Genomic DNA, 18040 nt, shown 5'->3' with positions numbered 1-18040 from the left:
GATCCCCGCACCACACGCTTCACGCTTCACACGTCTCCAGAGAGGTGACACCACATGTCCAAGCAGATCGACATCAAGGATCTCGACATCTACTACGGCGACTTCCAGGCCGTCGACGATGTCTCCATGCACATCAAACCGCGGTCGGTGACCGCGTTCATCGGCCCCTCCGGCTGCGGCAAGTCGACCGTGCTGCGCACGCTCAACCGCATGCACGAGGTCATCCCCGGCGCCAGCGTCAAGGGTGAGGTCCTCATGGACGGCAACAACATCTACGGCGCCGGCGTCGACCCGGTCAACGTCCGCCGCGAGGTCGGCATGGTCTTCCAGCGGGCCAACCCGTTCCCGACGATGAGCATCAAGGAGAACGTGCTCGCCGGGGTGCGCCTCAACAACAAGCGCATGTCGAAGACCGACGCCGACGATCTCACCGAACGCGCGCTCAAGGGCGCGAACCTGTGGAACGAGGTCAAGGACCGTCTCAACCTGCCCGGCTCGGGACTCTCCGGCGGCCAGCAGCAGCGTCTGTGCATCGCCCGCGCGATCGCCGTCGAGCCCGAGGTCCTCCTCATGGACGAGCCCTGCTCGGCCCTCGACCCGATCTCGACGCTGGCGATCGAGGACCTCATCAACGACCTCAAGGACAAGTACACAGTCGTCATCGTCACCCACAACATGCAGCAGGCCGCGCGCGTGTCGGACAAGACGGCGTTCTTCAACATCGCCGGCACCGGCAAGCCCGGCAAGCTCATCGAGTTCAACGACACCTCGACGATCTTCTCCAACCCGGACAAGGAAGAGACCGAGAACTACATCTCCGGTCGCTTCGGATGATCCTGCACCGCCGAGTGAGAGAGCCGGATCGGGCATCGTGCCCGGTCCGGCTCTTCGCATCTGCCATGCCGCCGTGGGAACCGGAGGCTTCCTCGACAGTGGACTGAGCCGCTCCCCTCCGCCGAGACCGCCACTTGTCATTGAGACCGCCGGCCAGAACCGTCGGTCTCGGCGACAAGTGGCGGTCTCGGCGCCGGCGTCACCGGGGCCGAGGCGGGGGCCGGGTCCGCGGGCGGCGCAGCGACGTTCCTGAGGTGGATCCCGCTCGATATCGCGCGCAGAATCGAGCGGGATCCACCTCGGGGAGGCCCGGACGTCGGACCAGAAGTCGGACCAGACGTCGGCCTCGGACGTCGGACCTGACGTCGCCCCAAGGCGTCCGGCACGGCTTCCGTCGAGGGTGTCCGGCACGGCATCCCCAGTGCGTCCATCGGCTTCCCTCGAGCCGCCCCACACAGCAGCCCCCCGCACCCGACAGGGTTTCCTCCCAAATCGGCCCATCCGGATCGGGGACGGCTCCGAACCCCTGACACCATCGCCCGCCACCGGAGGGAACACCATGACCGCGGCTCCTGCACTCAACCGCCCGACGCGTATCCTCATCGAGCTCGTCGGCGGCGTCCTCGGAGCCGCTGCCGTCCTCGCTGCGACGGTGGCCGTCTCCGCGCTCGTGCTCGGGCGGCGGACCGCGACGCCCCACTGATTCCGGCAGGGTCGCCGTCGACGGGTGGATCGGCTGCGGCTCTGTCGGCCACACCTTCCCCTCGCCGGCCCACCGGCCTCAGCGGCTGTCATCGCAGCCGCTGAGATCGGCGGGATACCCGGCAGTCCATCCCCAACAGTGCGGCTGGCGGTACTCCGTCAGCCGCGTGTTGCGGACCCCAAACCCTCACGTCCCTGCCGAAACCCTAACGTTCAGATGAAAACCGCCACGCCCCGGCGGAGACCCTGACGTTCAGGTGAAAACCGTAACGTCTCGGCCGAAACCCTGACATTCAGACGAAAACCGTCACGCCCCGACGGATGCCGTCACGTCCCGATGGAGACCTTGACGATGAGTCCGATGACGATCGCGAGCAGCGCCGCGGCGGGAATCGTCAGCAGCCATACCCCGAACATCGGGACGAAGTAGCGGGCGCGCGGATGCCCCTTCCGGCCCGCGTACTGCGTGCCGAGGATCGCCGAGCCGAGCACGAAGGTCAGCGACACCGGCACCCGCATGATGAGGGCCGCGATGTACATGAGCACGGCGGCGGCACCGTCGGCGGCGACGGACTTGACCGGGTCGAGCTTCGCCATCCGCACCGAGAGCGTGCGCACGACCCGCCACCCGCTCAGGCCGGTGCCGAGCGCCAGCGCGAGCGCAATGATGATGCGCACCGGCCAGGTGATGTCGATGACGTCGACCCTCTCCCCCGGCGCGGTCTGGACGGCGACGATGGCGACCATGACGAGGGCCGCCGTCTTCTGCGCGTCCTGCACGCCGTGGACGAGCGAGAGCGAGCAGGTGAGCACCGAGTCGACCATCCGGGCGCTGCGGAAGAGCGGCTTCGACGGGGTCGAGGCGAAGATCTTCGACAGCAGCAGGGTGAGCGCCCAGGCGAGGAGGAAGCCGAGGAGCGGTGAGAGGAGCAGCGGGAGCACGACGGAGTCGAAGGCCTCGCGCATGTCGAGGGCGAACCCGAGGACGATGCCGGCGCCGATGAGTCCGCCGATGAGGCAGTGCGTCGACGACACCGGCAGGGCGAGCCAATAGGTGAAGAGACTCCAGGCCGTCGCGGAGACGAAGGCGATGAGGATGCACAGGAGGATGGCGTCGGCGGCACCGGCGAACTGGACGATCTGGTTGGCGACGACGATGGCGATGCCCTCACCGAGGAGGGCGCCGATGAAGTTGAAGACGACCGCGAGTCCGAGTGCCCATTTCGGGCTGAGCGCGCGTCCGACGACGGCGTTGCCGATCGTCAGCGCCGCATCATGGAACCCGTTGGACCCGGCGAAGATCACCGCGGCGACGATGACTCCCGCCAAGAGCAGCTCCACGGATCAGGATTCCTTGATCGCGATCGAGGCGACGACCTTGCCGAGTTCGGTGAAGCCGTGGGCGGCGCGGACGAATGCCTGCCCGAGCTGGGACACGGCGGCCATGTAGGTGAGGCCGCGCTTCGAGTTCGGCACGGCGTCGGACATCCGCCACTGGAGGGTCTCGACCTGGTGGGTGAGCCGGTTGATCGCGTCGACGTAGTCCCACTGGTCGAGTTTGCCCGGCAGCTTCGACACCATCCGCGAGGTGTGGTCGGTCTGGTTCGACAGGACGGCCAGGGTCTCGAGCACGCCCGAGGGCAGAGTGTCGAAGGCCTCCGAGGCGAGGACGAATCCGGCCCCGTGGAGGAGATGGCAGATCTCGCGCATGTGATGGCACAGGAGGTAGAGATCGTAGCGGTCGAACGGGGTGATGTAGTTCTCGCGCAGCGCCCGCAGCACCGCACCCATGTCCTCATCGGCACGATCGCCGATCTCCCTGAGCTGGTCGGCGACTTCACGACGCTGTCCGACATCGGAGCCGGAGAGTTCGGCGAGGACGAGATTGCACTGCCGCATCTGTCCGACGAGATCGGCCATCCGCTCGTAGAACACGGTGTCCTGCGGTACCCGTCGCAGCCGCATGCGATTCCTCCTGCCCCGCCGCCGGACGGTGTGCATGTCGCGCCAATGCTCTGTGGTGAAGTTATGACCCGGACGCTGAACCGAGAGCGCCTCTCGGCGATAGGCCGCTCGAAGCGGCTGAGGTTGGAGCCCGGGGCTTCAACGATCCAACGTCCGGTTGGCCCGAGGGCCGCTTCCCACGATACCGCTTCCTCGCCGTGCGTCTACCCCGCGAATGCCCGGACGACGTTGAAAAATCTCACAGTCCCGGACCGCTGATCTCGGGATTTCGCGCGCGCATCAATGCGGGAACCGGAACTCCCCCGCCGAGGCGACGCCTCAGTCCCGTATGCCCCTGACCTCGGGCGTCATTCGAGTCCGCCGTGGCGGCGGGCCATGCCCGCGTCGCCGAGGTCCTTCGACAGCTGCTGCAGGCGGGTGCGGGTGTCCGGGTCGTTCGCGCCGGCGGCGCAGATGCCGACGAAGGCGCCCGCCCGCAGGAGGGCGATGACGACGTCGCCGCGGAAGGCGCCGGCGAGGATCTCGTCGATCGCGCGGGCCACCTCGTCGGGTCCGGCGGGCACCTCGACTCCGGCGAGGATCTCCGTGAGGCCGATGCCCTCGGTGGTGCGGCGCAGGCCGAGGTCGAAGAGGTCGGCGACCTCGCGGGGTGCGGTGACGATCCACTCCCGCAGGGCGTAGAGGCGCCACAGCGCGCCGGGGGCTGAGACCGCGGGGGCCGCGGACCACATCTCGGCGATGACTTCGAGGCCGATGTCGTCGGCGAGGTCGATGAACCGCCTCGTCGCGGCTTCGTCGCGGTTGCCGCGGCAGTCGCCGAGGAGGAGCGCGGCGGTGGCATGCGAGGTCTCCGAGCGGGTGACCGGGTCGCTCGGGTCGCTCACGGCGTCGAGATCGGCGAGGGGCACGGGGCGGTGATACGGGCGTTCATTCATCGTGCGTGCAGTCTAGTCGCCGCGGCTGGGCACGGGTAGGGGCGTCACTGCGGTCGGGTGAGGCCGAGTTGGTCGGCGAGCGCGGTGAGCGCCGCGGCGGTGGAATCGTCGAGGTCGACGCTCTCGGCCTGAGCTGCTTCGGTCTCGTGTTCGATCTCGCCGGGCAGGCGCACGTCGGTGCCGGAGTCCCGGATGGCGGCGCCGAGGGCGCTCACCTTCGCCTCGGCGGTCTCACGCCCGTTGAACGCCGCGGCGTCGAGCGCGATGAGGAGATGGCCGTTGTTCATCGCCGAGGCGGGGTTGTCCCAGATGTCCTGCGTCTCGTGGGCGAACGTCGCTCCGGTCAGCGCTCCGCTCAGCGCCTCGAGCAGCACCGCGAGTCCTGACCCCTTGTGGCCGCCGAAGGGCACGAGCGCGCCTTCGGCGGCGGCGGACGGGTCCGTCGTCGGACGTCCCTCGGCGTCGACGGCCCAGCCGGCGGGGATGTCGCGTCCGGCATTGCGGGCGGCGATGACCTTGCCGAAGGCTCCCGCCGAGGTGGCCATGTCGACGGTGAGCGGCTCGCCGTCGGCGGTCGGGGCGGCCAGGGTGAGCGGGTTCGTCCCGATGACCTTCGCGCTCCCGCCGTGGACGGCCGCGGTCGGGCCGGTCGTCGAGGTGAGCAGGCTGAAGATGCCCCGTGCCGCGAGCTGGTCGGTCCAGAACGCGCCGGCCCCGTAGTGGCTCGAGTTCTCCACGGCCACGCAGCTCACCCCGTGATCCGGGGCCCGTTCGAGGGTCCAGTCGACGGCGGTCTGCATGACGACCTGGCCGAGGCCGCTGCCTCCGTTCAGGACGGCGGAGGCGCCGTTGTCCCGGACGAAGGAGACCTGGGGCTGCGCCGCGATCCCTCCGGCGGTGAGCGCGCTGACGTAGAGCGGGAGGCGCAGCAGTCCGTGGGAGTGGATGCCGCGCTGATCGGCCTGGACGAGCGAGCGGGCGGTCAGCGCGGCGTCGGCGCCGGGCACCTCGCAGGCGCTCAGGGCGGAGGCGGCGAAGGCGGTGAGGGAGTCGACACGGAATCTCATGAGCCGCCGTCCGGTTGACAGGCCCCGGCCCCGAGGACGTGGGAGCGCGCGTCCGCGGACTCCCGTCCGGGCGCTGCGTCCGCAGACTCCCGTCCGGGGGACGCGTCTGCGGTGCTCGCGGAGAAGCGTTCGAGCGCGCGGAGGATGTGGGTGCGCATCGCCTCCTCCGCCGCCTGCGGGTCGCAGTCGGCGATGGCCTGGGCGATCTCGGCATGTTCGGTGACCGTGTCCGTGCCGTGCGGATCGCCGGGGAAGAGCCGGAAGAGGTGGAGGTGCGGGTGCATCTGCCGATACGCGTCGAGGAGGAAGCTGTTGCCGGTCGCCTCGAGGATGCGGGTGTGGAAGCGCGTGTCATGCTGCGAGAGCTCCTGCTTCCAGTCGGCGGCACCGAAGCCCTCGCGGAAATCGCTGATCTCCTCGCACAGGGCGCGCCCCGGGTTCGATCCTCGGTCCGCGGCGACGACCTTCGCGGCCCACGGTTCGAGGAGCAGCCGCATCTCGATCATCATCTCGAGGTCGCGGCGGCTGAGCAGCGGGGTCGTCGCGTACCCGCGCGGGTGCCGGGTGCGCACGAGCCGGTCGCCCTCGAGGCGCTGCATCGCCTCGCGCACCGGCGTCTGGGACACTCCGAGCTCACGGGCCATGCGGTCGATCGTGATCCGCTCACCGGGCGGCACGGTGCCGTCGAGGATCATCGATCTGATCCTCGCGTAGACGGTGGATTCCGCGGCCGTGTCCCGTCCGGTCATCTCGACATCCTTCCCCGACGCGCTGGCGACATCCGTCCCCGCTCCTGTCATCACCGACACTATCGCTGTCCCGAGGCGAGGTCACGAAGGAGGGAGCGAATGCCGTAATCCCAGGTGGGAAGCTCCTCGCACCGTCCGACGACGTTCGTCAGGCAGCCCAGGCGATCGCTGGTGATCGTCACGACATCGCCGAGGCGGTGGGTGAATCCCAGCCCGTCCTCCCCGCGGTCCGCGGTCGGGGCGAAGAGGGTGCCGGTGAAGAGGACGAACCCGTCGGGGTACTGGTGGTGGGGTCCGTGGGCGGCGGCGAGGAGCTCCTCGAAGGAGCGGCTGAGCGCACTCACGGAGTTGATGCCCGACAGCGTGTATCCGTCGTCGCCGGTGACGGTGAGGGTGAGGTCGAGGCGGCGCGCGTCATCGAGGTCGAAGGTCGCGTCGAAGAGGCGGATGAGCGGGCCGAGCGCGGTCGAGCGGTTGTTGTCCTTGGCCATGCCGAGCAGCAGCGCGCTGCGGCCCTCGACGTCGCGTAGGTTGACGTCGTTGCCCATCGTCACCCCGTGGACCCGGCCGTGGGAGTCGGCGACGAGGACGAGTTCGGGTTCGGGATTCGACCACGCGGAGAAGGCGGGGATCCCGACGGTGTCACCGGAGCCGACGGCCGAGAGCACGGGACCCTTCGTGAACACCTCGGGGTCGGGGCCGAGACCGACCTCGAGGTACTGCGACCACCAGCCCTTCGCGACGAGCGCGGCCTTCAGCCGGGCGGCCTCGGGCGAGCCCGGGCGGATCGCGGCGAGGTCGGCGGTGACGGCCGCGGCGAGTTCGTCCCGCACCGCCTCGGCGCGGGTCGGGTCGCCGTCGCAGCGCTCCTCGATGAGGCGTTCGATCATCGAACCGGCGAAGGTCACCCCGCAGGCCTTGATGACCTGGAGATCGATCGGGGCGAGGAGGACGGGGCGGTCAGCGTCCCCGGCGACCGCCTCGGCGGGAGTGATGATGTCGGTCGTCGACCAGTCGGCCGGATGGGAGGTCAGTGCGGCGAGCCGGTCGGCCGCCTCCGGGTGGTCGAGGATCCCGGCGACCGTGACGTCGATGCGTGAGGCGTCACGGACCTCGTCGCCGGTGACGAGGACGGGAACGGGAGCCGGGCGTCCGGGAGCGGACACGCGACCGAGGAAGGTGCCGGTCGCCTCGGCGGGAAGGAGGTCACGGAGACTCACGACGGACGACCTCCTCGGCGAGCGGAGACGACGATGGGAAGTGACACGGGACGGGAACCTCTCTGGCGGGGTGGACGGTCAGACGGCGTAGCCGAGGAGGCTCGGCAGCCACAGGCTGAGGAACGGGACGACGGAGATGAGGATGAGGGTGATGAGCATCGGGATGAAGAACGGCATCGTTCCCCTGATCACCGTCGTCACCGGGTACTTCGTCACCGAGGACAGGACGAAGAGGACGAGGCCGACCGGTGGGGTGAGCAGTCCGATGAGGAGGTTGAAGATGATCATGATGCCGAAGTGGACGGGGCTGAGGCCGAACACCTCGGCGACGGGGAGGAGGACCGGGACGAGGATGAGGATCGCCGAGGTGGGTTCGAGGACGCAGCCGATGATGAGGAGCAGGAGGTTGACGAGGATGAGGAAGACGATGGGGCGGTCGGTGATCGACAGGAGCACCTCGGCGGCGAGCTGCGGTGCCTGTTCGCGGGCGAGGACCCAGCCGAAGAGGGCTGCGCCGGCGACGATGATGAGGATGCCGCCGGTCGTCTCGACGGCGGTGACGAGGGCGTGGCGGACCTTCTCCCATGTGAAGTTGCCGTAGACGATCGCGAGGACGGCGATGTAGGCCACGCCCACGGCACTCGCCTCGGTGGGGGTGAAGATGCCGGAGAGGATGCCGCCGAGGATGACGACGGCGGCTCCGACCGGCGGCAGGGCGCGCAGGCCGGACTTCACGCGGTCGGCGCGGGATGCCTTGGGCAGGCGGAGGTCGTTGCGCTTGCGGGTGAGGACCCAGACCATGGCGCTCAGCGTGAGGACGAGGAGGACGGCGGGGACGATGCCGGCCATGAAGAGCGCGCCGACGGACACGCCGGCGGTGACGGCGTAGATGATCGCCGGGATCGACGGCGGCATCATCGGGGCGATGAGGGAGGAGGCGCCGGTGACGCCGAGGGAGAAGCCGACGGGGTAGCCGCGGCGGATCATCGCCGGCACCTGGATGCGGCCCATTGCGGCGGCGTCGGAGATCGCGGCTCCGGAGACCCAGGAGAAGCCGAAGCTCGTGAGGATGTTGACGTAGCCGAGCGACCCGCGGACGTGGCCGATCGCGGCGACGGCGGCGTCGTAGAGGCGGTCGGTGGCCCCGGAGATGTTCGCGAGGTTGCCGAGCAGGATGAACATCGGCACCGCGAGGATGGCGAAGTCGAAGACCCCGGAGGTCGCCTGTTGGACGGCGAGGGCGGGACTCGAGGAGGGGTCGGTGATGATGTAGACGAGCGAGGGCACGAGGAGGGCGATGCCGACGGGCACGCGCAGGGCGAGGAGCAGGAGGAGGGCGGCGAGCATGGGGATGAGGGTCATGTCACAGGCCTTCCAGCTGGGCGGTGGTGTCAACGGTGTCGGGGTTCTCCTCCGGGTGCTTGGCGACCATGATGATCTCGATGACCGTGTGGACGAAGATGAGGATGAAGCCGATCGTGGCGGCGAGGTAGAGCAGCGCGGTGGGCAGTCCCGAGGCGGGCATCGCGATCGCTGAGACGATGTCGACCATCATGATCCCGGAGACCGCCATGAATGCGGAGACGGCGAGGACGACGAGGCGGGCGAAGGTGCCGATGACCCGGCCGACGGAGGCGGGGACGACGGTGGCGATGAGATCGACGGTGATGTGGGAGCGCCGGGAGGAGACGAAGGCGGCGGCGATGAAGGTCAGCCACACGAGGGTGAGGCGGGCGACCTCCTCGGTCCACGACAGCGGCGAATCGAAGACGTAGCGGGTGATGACCTGGAGCATGACGAGGGCGAAGACGCCGACCATGAGGAGGATGCCGATCGTGCGCTCGAGCGTGATCGCCGCCCGGTAGAGGCCGCTGCGGCGTTCGAAGGAGTCCTGCTCGAAGGCCAGGGTCGCCTCGGCGTCGGCGATGTTGTCGGTGCCGGGAGACTGCGGGTCGGTCGGGTCGGGGCTGGTCGGGTCGGGAGTCTCGGAATTGGGCTCGGGATTCGGGGTCGTCGGGTTCATCAGTTCTCCTCCCCTTCTTGCGAGCGCGCGTCTTCGAGGGATTTCTTCACCGCGAGGTAGGTGTCGCCCCAGCTCACCCGGGTCGGCAGCTCCGCGGCGACGAGGTCGCGGAAGGCCTGGATGTCGACGTCCTCGACGACCTCGATCTCCCCGCTCTCCTTCCAGTCGGCGAGGATCTCCCGCTCCTGGGTGACCGTGCACTCCTCGACGCGGACGCGGGCGGCGTCGATCGCCTCGGTGAGGATCCGCCGCTTCTCCGGCTCCATGCTGTCGAGGAGGCGCTGGTTGCCGACGAGGTAGACGCCTTGGACGATGTGCTCGGTGATGCTGATGTAGTCCTGGACCTCGTAGAACTTCGCCGAGGCGATCGTCGGGATCGGGTTCTCCTGCGCGTCGATCGTGTTCTGCTGGAGGCCGAGGTAGACCTCGCTGAGCGCCATCGGGGTCGCAGTCGCCCCCATGATGTCGAGCGTCGTGAGGTAGAGCGGGGCGTCGGGGGTGCGGATCTTCAGACCGTTGAGGTCCTCAGGCGTGCGCACCGGGGTGTTCGCCGTGACCTGGCGGGCCCCGTAGTAGAAGTTGCTGACGACCCGCAGGTCGGTCTCGGCGGCCATGTCGTCGAAGACGCCGGTCATGATCGGCCCCGTCGTCGCCGCTTGGAGCTCGGCGGCATCCTCGGCGAGATAGGCGCCGTCGAGGACGGCGGCCTCCGGGTGCCACGCGCCGAGGAACGAGGGCCCGCTGTTGACGAAGTCGAGGGCACCAGTGGCGACCTGCTCGACCATCTCGGCTTCGCTGCCGATCTGGGCGGCGGGGTAGATGAGGACGTTGAAGCCCTGGTCGGCGAGTTCCTCCTTCATCGGCTCGAGGCCGCAGGAGTTGACCGGGTGGGTGGCTTCGTAGACGTTGCCGAAGCGCAGGGTCGTCGCGTTCGGGTCGACGGCGTCGGTCGCGGCGCGGTCGAATTCGACGGGTTGGAACATGGCGCAGCCGGAGAGGGCGAACACGGCGGCTGCGGCCGTTATCGCGGTGGCGAGGCGCTTCTTCATGTGTTCTCCTCAGACGAATCCCGCCGTTGGGATCCTCACGACACTGTGATGGCTGATGGTTGAGACACTGCTCGGGGGCACTGCTGAGTGTGATGCTGTGAGCTGCCGGTGGTGCTGGTGCCGGCGCGCGTTGGAATGTATAGCTTTTCTACGAATCCTATACATAGGATGTGTCGTGGGCAACAGTGACGGGAAGAATCGCCCATGAATCTCCGGGCGAATCTCCTACGAAAATCACAGTGTCCCCTACTAAAATGAATCAGGGTCTGACACCGCAGCAGGCGGTCTGATCAGACATCTTGTGAAGACGACTTGTATCGACAGTGAACGAGGAGGAACTCCCGTGGCGAAGTCATCGATGGTTCAGAAGGGCCTCGACAAAGCGGCCAAGCTCGCGGTCAACGAGGACGGAACCATCAATCCGCGCACGCAGTCGGTGCTCTCGAAGCTGCTCTCCGTGCAGCGCCCGGTGGCCCTGGCCTACGTGCGGTCGCTGCGTCGGCGGCACCCGGATGCCACTCCCGAGGAGCTCGTCGAGATCATCCGCAAGCACTACCTCGCGCTGACGACGACCGGCGGCGCTGCCGTCGGCGCGACGGCAGCGGTGCCTGGCATCGGCACGATGGCCGCGGTGGGCTTCGCGACCGCGGAGACCGCCGGGTTCCTCGAGCTGACGGCGCTCTTCGCGCAGTCGATCGCGGAGATCCACGGTCTGCCGGTCAATGATCCGGCGCGGGCGAACGCCCTCGTCCTCGGCCTCATGCTCGGCAAGGACGGGAAGAACCTCGTCCAGCGGTTCGGGAAGAAGTCCGTGGGACCTGAGGCCCTCCTCGGCGACTGGGGTGCAACGGTGACGAAGCAGCTGCCGGCGCCCGTCGTCGACATGCTGCTGCGGAAGCTGCGCAAGACCTTCATCCAGAAGTTCGCAGCACGGGCGGGCGGTTCGTTCTTCGGACGCCTGCTGCCCTTCGGCATCGGCGCGGTCATCGGCGGCGTCGTCAACGCGCAGATGGCGCGGAAGGTCGCGAACGAGTCGAAGACGGCCTTCGGTGCCGCCCCGACGGTGTTCCCGCTGGAGACCGATCCGCAGTTCGTCGACCAGAAGAAGGACAACAGGCTGCTCGGGACGATCAAGGCCCTGACGTCGCTGGGCCGGAAGAAGGACAAGGATGTCGACGGCGAGGTCGTCGACGACGGCAGCGGTGTCGGCGTCGACGCGTCGAAGTACGACGCGGATTCGGTCAACTCCGCGGGGTCGTCGAGTGGAGACGGATCCTCGAAGCAGATCGGACGCTGACCTGCGTCTCCAACGCTAGGGCCCGGCCACCGACTCAGGGATGGCCGGATGAGCGCAACGGGTGTCTCGCGAACGTCGCGAGGCACCCGTTCGCGTTTGAGGAATCGCGTGCGCTGGCCCTAGTATTGGGGAGTCTCCGATCGTCGCTCTGGGCGTACACCCATGCCGATCCGACGGAGGCCGGGCCTCTAGCTCAGTTGGTAGAGCAGCGGACTTTTAATCCGCGGGTCGTGGGTTCGATCCCCACGGGGCCCACCAGAAGTTCGTCGTTCAAACGAGCGACATTTCCCGTTTGAGCCGCCTGGACTCCGCCAGCGGCCTGCGCCGCCAGTGCGGTGGCCTGCACGTCCTGGTCGAACAGGATGTTGAACGGCGTGCCCGGTTCCCCGTCGATGCCGTTGTCGTCGGCGACGGTGAGGCGTTCGAAGAACGCTTGGTTCGCGATCCGGCGCAGTGAGTCGTCCACGCTCATGTAGATCGCGTGGGCGTCACCGGCGAGGGCGAGGCAGTCGTCGAGGTGGGCGCGGGCCTGTTCGTACTCGACGCTGGATGCTTCGATCCGCGAGTCGAGGAACGCGACCTGCCTGGCGATCCGGTCCTGCTCGCTCTTGAGCAGGTCCAGGGGCACGGCGCCGGCGTAGTGGGCTTGCAGCAGCTTCGTCCGCTCGTCCTGGAGGCGGTCGCGTTCGGCGATCTGTGCCTTGCGCTCCGTCTTGGCGGTGGCGTAGAGCCGGTCGAACTCGGCATGGATCAGCGTGCGCAGCGGGCCGAGGACGTGTTCGGGGATCTCGACCATCCGGTAGTAGTCCTCCACGGCGGCCTCGATGTCGGGCACGTACATGGCCTTGCGATCGCAGGCGGTGCGCTTGGAGTGTCGACCCGAGCACAGGAAGTACGGGTAGATCACCCCGGTGCTGCTCTTCGCATTCGACAAGATCAACCTGGACCCGCAGGTACCGCAGAACACGGTGCCCTTCAGATAGTGGTCGTGGGCCTGAGTCTTCTCCCCCGACACCCGGTGCGCGTCGAGCACGGTCTGCACCCGGTACCAGACCTCCGGGGCGACGAGAGGTTCGTGGAGGCCGTCGTAGGTGGCGCCTTTAAACACGACGTTGCCCTTGTAGTACGGGTTCGCCAGCATCTGCTGGATGCTCGACAGGCCCGGTGCCTTCTCGGGCCGCTTCGGCGTCGGCACCGTGGTCAGGCCCCGGTCGATCAGCTCTTCCCGCAGGGTCGCGGTCGAGTAGGTGCCGGTGGCGTAGGCCTCGAACGCCCACTTGATGAGCGGGCCGCGCTTGGGGTCGACCTCGATGGTGCGCACCTCGCGTCCGAGCTCGTCACGGCGGGTGGTGTTGAGGTAGCCGATGGGGGCTTTGCCGTTCGTGCCGCCGGTGGTCGCCTTCTGCGTCATGCCCTTGGAGACCTCGTGGGCGAGGTTGCGGGAGTAGAACTCGGCGATCGTGGACATGATGCCGTGCAGCAGCATCCCGGACGGGGTCTCGTCGATGTTCTCCGTCGCGGACACCAGCAGCACGCCCGCTTCCTTCAACGCGAGGTGGATGGCGACGTCATCGGCGCGGTTGCGGGCGAGGCGGTCGACCTTGTGGACGATGCAGTACGCCACCGGGTGGGTCTTGACGTACTCGATCAGCGCCATCAGCGCGGGCCGGTCGGCCTTGCGGGCGGACTCTCCAGCATCGACGAACTCTTCGATCACGACCGCGTTCAGCGTCTCGGCCTTGCGCAGGTTCGCCTCCCGCTGCGCCGGGATGGAGAACCCCTCATCCCGGCCGCCTTTGGAGGCCTGCTCCTTGGTCGACACCCGCAGGTAGGACACGGCGAGGGTCGTGGTCTCGCCGATCTGGTCGAGATCGAACGGGATGGACGCGGGCGGCGCCGTGCATTCCTCAGCCGGGCGCGTGGTGGGTGTTGGTGTGGTGTTCACGGGTCTCGTGTTTCCTTCCCCGGTTCGGGGCCAACACGAGCGGGTCGTATCCGCTCATGCGGTGCAACACGTAGGAAACAAACGAGACCCGGAGACCGGGTGGGGCCGAGAACACGGCTACAACGAGACGGTGCACCACGGCGAACCGTTCCCGATCCGCCGCTGGCGACGTACAAGCATTCTACCTCGCGGCCTCATTCCCGTCACGGGAGGCGGCGCCCAGTCGCGGGGCCGGAGGCTGCTCGGCCGCGGCCGCGGTGTCGGTGGTGTGGGCGTCGCGGGCGCGGGCTTGGGCCATGCCGATGAACAGGCGGGCGAGCTGGTGCAGGTCGGGCTCGGGCCGCGGCTCGGCCTCGATCCGGTAGCTGCGGATGCGCTCCGGGCCCACGTCGCGGCGGCGGGTCATGACGGGTCTCCTTCCAGGTCGTCGAGGCGGGCGAAGAACGCGTCTTCAGCGGCCTGCCGTTTCGCCACGTCGGCCAGCACGAAGGCCACGAAGTCCTCGCGCCGGTTCGTGATCGGGATGTCCTCGATCGGCGGGGCCGCCGGTTCGCCCGGCCAGACCGTCTGCCGGGAGGGCCGGTCGCGATCCAGGCGAGTGCCGGAGGCGGCGACCCAGTCACGTAGCCGCTGCCGGGCGGCGGCGAAGTCGCGATGCCACCCGATCGCGGCCGAGGCGTCCTGTTCCGGGTCGTACGCGGCGAGCCAGTGCAGATGCAACGCGGACAGCTCCCACCGCAGCTCCGGGTGCCGGTGCCACAACGGCGGGATCACCGACGCCGGCAGCGCGTAGGTGTGCCGTAGCCAGTCGACCCACCTGTTCAGCGCCAGCCATTCCTGCTCCAGCTCGTGCGCGGTCAGCAGGTTCCAGTTCACCGGCCGCACCGGCCCTGGCTCATCGCCTCCCGGCCCCGCCGGGTCGTCGTAGGCGTCGTCTTCCCACCCGTCCGGCACCTCCGGCGTGGACGGGGCCTCAGTCGTCTCGTCGTCCATGATGGCCACCCCCGTTCACATCGTCCGGGCGTGCGCGTCGCGGTCGACCGGCTCGGGCTCGGGCGCCTCGAACCCGGTGGTGCGCTCGGCCTCACGCTCCGGTCCGCGGCGCTCGGCCGTCGGCTGGGGCGTGCGGTCGACCTCATAGGTGGTGCGGGCCAGGTCGTGGCCGAGCCGGTTCGCGATGAACTGCTCCTCGGTGACGCCGGTGTTCGGGTTCGTGTTCTCCCGGATACGGCCCTGCGCGATCACCCAGTCGTTCTTCGCGAGCTGCTCGTAGCCGTGCGTGGCCGCACCGTCGAAGGCGATCACGTCGTGGTAGGTCGACGCGAGCCGCGTGTACGAGTCGCCGCCGTTGTACCGGTAGTGGTCCTGCCGCACCTTGAAGTACAGGCGCGGGGTGCCGTTCTCCGAATGCGTCAGCGACGGGTTCGACTCGACCCTGCCGTAGATGCTGGCCCGGGCATCCAGACCAGGCCGCTGCTCCTCAGACATCACAGTCCTCCTTGCTCGAAGCCGACGACCCACGAGCGGGCCGCCGCATCAGGCAGGTGCACCCGACCACCCGGCCGGGTTACTGCTGGTGGGCGTCGTGCAGGAGCTGTTCGACCTCGGCCCGATCCGCCTGGAGCTGCGTGCCGTCGGGGCGGTCGGGCCAGGCGCGCAGGTCGGTGATGATCGGCGGTGCCGAGCGCAGCAGGGTCACGGCGGTGCCGAACGGGAGGCGTCGGATGTGATCGGGCGGCAGGATCGCGACCCGCCGCACGGATCGTTGGTTGGAGCGGGAGCCGTAGTCGCCGACGGTGGTGGTGTCGGTGAGCTCGTCGCGTTCCCCGATCAGCGTGGAGAGGTCCTGGAGGTCGCGGCTGTTGGAGGCTCCGCCGAGGATGATCTTCACGATGGACGCATCCCAGATCGCGCCGGCCTGGTGCTCGTTCCACTTGTCCCGCGCCTGCGCGAGGGACTGGAGCACGGCGAGGGTGGTGATGCCGGTGCCGCCGCCCTCGGCCATCAGGGTCGGCAGGCTGGGCAGAGGCGCGAGGTTCCCGATCTCATCCAGGCACAACAACAGCGGCGGATCGAGTCTCGCGCCGCTGGAGCGGGCGGCCATGCGGCGCGCGGTCTCCACGAGGTCTTCGACCAGTGCCGCGACGAGGGCGGCACTGTTGCCGGCCCCGGCGCCGGTGGCGAGCAGGAACAGGGTGCCGCGATCGCGGATGAACGCCTCGGGGTCGAACTCCTCACCCTCGGCGGGTGAGACCGCATCGAGCACCCGCGGATCGGCCAGCGCCGCAAGCGAGAGGCTGACGCCTTGCCAGATGGAATCCCTGGTGCGCGGGTCGGCGTCGATCATCGAGGCGAGCGAGTCCGCCCACCCGGTTGCCGCGTCGGGGTGGTTGGTGAGGATCGCGACCGCGTCCGCCGCGCTGGTGGGGTCGAGGGTCCACCGGAACAGCTCGGACGGGCTGCGCCGGTCGAGGGCGGCGGCGTGCAGCAGGGCCTGCAGCGCGGCTTTGGTTTTGCCTTCCCAGAAGTCTCCGCCTTCGACCCCGCCCGCGGACAGGCCCGTGGCGGAGGCGAGGCCGGCGGCGCGGATCATCGCGGTCTGCGGGGACTCGCAGCCCCGGATCGGTGACCATCGCATCCCCGCCGGCAGACCCTCGGCGAGGTGCTGGGGGTCGAACACTGCGACGGGGCCGATGCGTTTGCGGGCGCGCAGGCACGCGGTGACGTTATCGGGACGGGTGCTGGTGGTGACGACGGCGCCGGGGGCGTCGAGGATCGCCGGGATGATCAGGTGCAGGCCTTTGCCGGAGCGGGGCGGGCCGACGTGCAGGCGGGGCGGGCGTCGATCCTCGTCGCCGAAACCCGCGACACCGTCACCCAGCTGAACGAGCGTGCCCGCGCCGACCTCATCCTCGACGGCACCATCACCCCCAGCCGAGAAGTCACCCTGCACGACGGCACCCAGGCATCCAAGGGTGACCGGGTCATCACACGGGAGAACGACCGGCGCCTGCGGTCGAAGAACGGCAAGAACTGGGTGCGCAACGGCGACCGGTGGACCATCACCGCCGTATCTAGCGATGGGTCGATCACCGTCCGCCCCGCCGGGCGACGCTTCGGCGGGTCACTGGTACTGCCCGCCGCGTATGTGGCTGAACAGGTCGAGCTGGGGTACGCGATCACCGGGCACCGCGCCCAAGGGATCACGGTCGATACCGCGCACACGGTCGTGACGGCGACGACGACGCGGGAGAACTTCTACGTCGCGATGACCCGCGGCCGGCACGGGAACCACGCCTACGTCGCCACCGACACCACCGACGACGCGCACGTCGCCCCGCACCCCTCCGACAACCCCGACGCCACCGCCCGCAGCGTCCTGTACGAGGTACTCCAGCACGTCGGCGCCGAACTGTCCGCGCACGAGACCATCACCGCCGAACACGAGCGCTGGGGGTCCATCGCGCAGTTGGCGGCGGAGTACGAGACCATCGCCCAAGCCGGCCAGCACGACCGCTGGGCCACCCTCCTCACCGCGTCCGGCCTCACCGAGGGGCAGGTCGATCTCGTGCTGGGCTCTGACGCCTACAGTGCCCTGTCTGCCGAGCTGCGCCGGGCCGAGGCCAACCATCACGACCTCGATGAGTTGTTCCCGCGGCTCGTGGCGGCGCGGGGCTTCGCCGATGCCGATGACATCGCCTCGGTCCTGCACCACCGCCTCGCCCGCGCTACTGCCCGCCCTGCCGGGTCCGGGCGCACCCGCCGGTCGCCGCGGCTGATCGCGGGGCTCATCCCGTATGCCTCCGGCGTCACCGACCCCGAGATGCACCACGCCCTCACCGAACGCGAAGAGCTGATCGAACATCGCGCATCCGCGGTCCTCGACCGCGACCTGAACGAGCGAGAACCGTGGACGGCCGCGCTCGGGAGCAAGCCCGCGGATGCACGGGCGGCGCAGCGGTGGCGGCAGGCCGGCCGGGTGGTGGCCGCCTATCGCGACCGGTACCAGATCACCGACGACACCCCGCTCGGCCCCGATGCGGCATCGGATGCGCAGAAGCTCGACGCCGCCCGCGCCGACGCTGCCCTTCGCCGGGCGCAGCAGCTCGCCAACCGGACGGACGCGGCTCGCCGGAACGAACCCGAGCACATCGTCGAGACGCGGCAGGGCCGCACGTTGTAACCGCAGACGGTCACAGGCTGCGGCCGGTACCCGTAGGCCAGCAAAAGTAGCGCGGTCTTGGTCGGCTTATC

At 69.0% G+C, this 18040-nt stretch carries 16 protein-coding genes, 1 tRNA gene and 3 pseudogenes; 6 read left to right on the top strand and 14 right to left on the bottom strand.

Features of this window, described 5'->3' with window-relative positions; translation table 11 throughout:
- Positions 1-54: 54 nt before the first annotated feature.
- Complete coding sequence (pstB, locus tag J9315_RS02885) at positions 55-834, top strand: phosphate ABC transporter ATP-binding protein PstB (protein WP_198499655.1); 780 nt, start codon at positions 55-57, stop codon at positions 832-834.
- Between the two features lie 559 nt (positions 835-1393).
- Positions 1394-1537, top strand: coding sequence for a hypothetical protein (locus J9315_RS02880; protein ID WP_198499656.1), 144 nt, complete (start codon positions 1394-1396; stop codon positions 1535-1537).
- 326 nt (positions 1538-1863) lie between these two features.
- Here the strand turns inward: J9315_RS02880 and J9315_RS02875 are convergent, their stop codons facing one another.
- The 9 genes from J9315_RS02875 to J9315_RS02835 form a co-directional block, all read right to left on the bottom strand.
- Positions 1864-2877: an inorganic phosphate transporter gene (locus J9315_RS02875; RefSeq protein WP_211978758.1), complete on the bottom strand. Its 1014-nt coding sequence runs from the start codon at positions 2875-2877 to the stop codon at positions 1864-1866.
- Positions 2878-2880: 3 nt separating this feature from the next.
- Positions 2881-3501, bottom strand: a complete 621-nt coding sequence (locus J9315_RS02870; RefSeq protein ID WP_137825730.1) for a DUF47 family protein — start codon at positions 3499-3501, stop codon at positions 2881-2883.
- Positions 3502-3848: 347 nt separating this feature from the next.
- Positions 3849-4436 (bottom strand): hypothetical protein, encoded by a 588-nt coding sequence (locus J9315_RS02865; protein ID WP_232623704.1) that lies wholly within the window; start codon positions 4434-4436, stop codon positions 3849-3851.
- A gap of 44 nt (positions 4437-4480) precedes the next feature.
- The gene (locus J9315_RS02860) at positions 4481-5503 is read right to left on the bottom strand and encodes an Ldh family oxidoreductase (protein ID WP_211978757.1); all 1023 of its coding nucleotides are present in this window, start codon (positions 5501-5503) and stop codon (positions 4481-4483) included.
- The gene (locus tag J9315_RS02855) at positions 5500-6252 is read right to left on the bottom strand and encodes a GntR family transcriptional regulator (protein ID WP_211978756.1); all 753 of its coding nucleotides are present in this window, start codon (positions 6250-6252) and stop codon (positions 5500-5502) included. The genes J9315_RS02860 and J9315_RS02855 overlap by 4 nt, the downstream gene beginning before the upstream one ends.
- Positions 6253-6311: 59 nt before the next feature.
- The gene (locus J9315_RS02850) at positions 6312-7472 is read right to left on the bottom strand and encodes a fumarylacetoacetate hydrolase family protein (RefSeq protein ID WP_211978755.1); all 1161 of its coding nucleotides are present in this window, start codon (positions 7470-7472) and stop codon (positions 6312-6314) included.
- Between the two features lie 78 nt (positions 7473-7550).
- Entirely contained in the window at positions 7551-8834 is a 1284-nt protein-coding gene (locus tag J9315_RS02845; RefSeq protein WP_211978754.1) for a TRAP transporter large permease, read from the bottom strand.
- Between the two features lies 1 nt (position 8835).
- Positions 8836-9495 (bottom strand): TRAP transporter small permease, encoded by a 660-nt coding sequence (locus J9315_RS02840; RefSeq protein WP_211978753.1) that lies wholly within the window; start codon positions 9493-9495, stop codon positions 8836-8838.
- On the bottom strand, positions 9495-10544 hold the full coding sequence (locus tag J9315_RS02835) for a DctP family TRAP transporter solute-binding subunit (RefSeq protein ID WP_211978752.1): 1050 nt from the start codon (positions 10542-10544) through the stop codon (positions 9495-9497). Before J9315_RS02835 ends, J9315_RS02840 begins: the two co-directional genes overlap by 1 nt.
- A 343-nt stretch (positions 10545-10887) precedes the next feature.
- On the opposite strand from J9315_RS02835, the gene J9315_RS02830 reads away from it, so the two are divergent.
- From J9315_RS02830 to J9315_RS17405, 3 genes are all read left to right on the top strand, one after another.
- The gene (locus J9315_RS02830) at positions 10888-11841 is read left to right on the top strand and encodes a hypothetical protein (protein ID WP_249121004.1); all 954 of its coding nucleotides are present in this window, start codon (positions 10888-10890) and stop codon (positions 11839-11841) included.
- A gap of 182 nt (positions 11842-12023) precedes the next feature.
- A tRNA-Lys gene (locus J9315_RS02825) sits at positions 12024-12099 on the top strand.
- 34 nt (positions 12100-12133) lie between these two features.
- A complete protein-coding gene (locus J9315_RS17405; RefSeq protein ID WP_249121003.1) occupies positions 12134-12298 on the top strand; it encodes a hypothetical protein in 165 nt (54 codons plus the stop codon).
- 351 nt (positions 12299-12649) lie between these two features.
- On the opposite strand, the pseudogene J9315_RS17400 reads toward J9315_RS17405, so the two are convergent.
- The 5 genes and pseudogenes from J9315_RS17400 to J9315_RS02800 form a co-directional block, all read right to left on the bottom strand.
- Positions 12650-13678: pseudogene (locus tag J9315_RS17400) on the bottom strand (recombinase family protein); the annotation flags it as partial.
- A 289-nt stretch (positions 13679-13967) separates the two neighbouring features.
- Entirely contained in the window at positions 13968-14192 is a 225-nt protein-coding gene (locus J9315_RS02815) for a hypothetical protein (protein ID WP_211978751.1), read from the bottom strand.
- Positions 14189-14779 (bottom strand): hypothetical protein, encoded by a 591-nt coding sequence (locus J9315_RS02810; RefSeq protein WP_211978750.1) that lies wholly within the window; start codon positions 14777-14779, stop codon positions 14189-14191. The genes J9315_RS02815 and J9315_RS02810 overlap by 4 nt, the downstream gene beginning before the upstream one ends.
- A 15-nt stretch (positions 14780-14794) precedes the next feature.
- A complete protein-coding gene (locus J9315_RS02805) occupies positions 14795-15274 on the bottom strand; it encodes a single-stranded DNA-binding protein (RefSeq protein WP_211978749.1) in 480 nt (159 codons plus the stop codon).
- Between the two features lie 79 nt (positions 15275-15353).
- A pseudogene (locus J9315_RS02800) lies at positions 15354-16610 on the bottom strand (TraM recognition domain-containing protein); the annotation flags it as partial.
- Between J9315_RS02800 and J9315_RS02795 the strand changes: the two are divergent.
- Positions 16608-17969: pseudogene (locus J9315_RS02795) on the top strand (conjugal transfer protein); the annotation flags it as partial. The pseudogenes J9315_RS02800 and J9315_RS02795 overlap by 3 nt on opposite strands.
- Positions 17970-18040 lie beyond the last annotated feature (71 nt).

This window comes from Brevibacterium sp. W7.2, assembly GCF_018137945.1.
Classification (GTDB): Bacteria; Actinomycetota; Actinomycetes; order Actinomycetales; family Brevibacteriaceae; genus Brevibacterium; species Brevibacterium sanguinis.
This window is presented reverse-complemented; position numbering and strand designations above follow the sequence as displayed.

What these genes read in the sequence shown, in the direction of transcription:
- pstB (WP_198499655.1), top strand. Translation starts at nt 55, where the DNA reads ATGTCCAAGCAGATCGACATCAAGGATCTCGACATCTACTACGGCGAC.
- J9315_RS02880 (WP_198499656.1), top strand. Translation starts at nt 1,394, where the DNA reads ATGACCGCGGCTCCTGCACTCAACCGCCCGACGCGTATCCTCATCGAG.
- J9315_RS02870 (WP_137825730.1), bottom strand. Translation starts at nt 3,501, where the DNA reads ATGCGGCTGCGACGGGTACCGCAGGACACCGTGTTCTACGAGCGGATG.
- J9315_RS02865 (WP_232623704.1), bottom strand. Translation starts at nt 4,436, where the DNA reads ATGAATGAACGCCCGTATCACCGCCCCGTGCCCCTCGCCGATCTCGAC.
- J9315_RS02860 (WP_211978757.1), bottom strand. Translation starts at nt 5,503, where the DNA reads ATGAGATTCCGTGTCGACTCCCTCACCGCCTTCGCCGCCTCCGCCCTG.
- J9315_RS02855 (WP_211978756.1), bottom strand. Translation starts at nt 6,252, where the DNA reads ATGACCGGACGGGACACGGCCGCGGAATCCACCGTCTACGCGAGGATC.
- J9315_RS02845 (WP_211978754.1), bottom strand. Translation starts at nt 8,834, where the DNA reads ATGACCCTCATCCCCATGCTCGCCGCCCTCCTCCTGCTCCTCGCCCTG.
- J9315_RS02840 (WP_211978753.1), bottom strand. Translation starts at nt 9,495, where the DNA reads ATGAACCCGACGACCCCGAATCCCGAGCCCAATTCCGAGACTCCCGAC.
- J9315_RS02835 (WP_211978752.1), bottom strand. Translation starts at nt 10,544, where the DNA reads ATGAAGAAGCGCCTCGCCACCGCGATAACGGCCGCAGCCGCCGTGTTC.
- J9315_RS02815 (WP_211978751.1), bottom strand. Translation starts at nt 14,192, where the DNA reads ATGACCCGCCGCCGCGACGTGGGCCCGGAGCGCATCCGCAGCTACCGG.
- J9315_RS02810 (WP_211978750.1), bottom strand. Translation starts at nt 14,779, where the DNA reads ATGGACGACGAGACGACTGAGGCCCCGTCCACGCCGGAGGTGCCGGAC.
- J9315_RS02805 (WP_211978749.1), bottom strand. Translation starts at nt 15,274, where the DNA reads ATGTCTGAGGAGCAGCGGCCTGGTCTGGATGCCCGGGCCAGCATCTAC.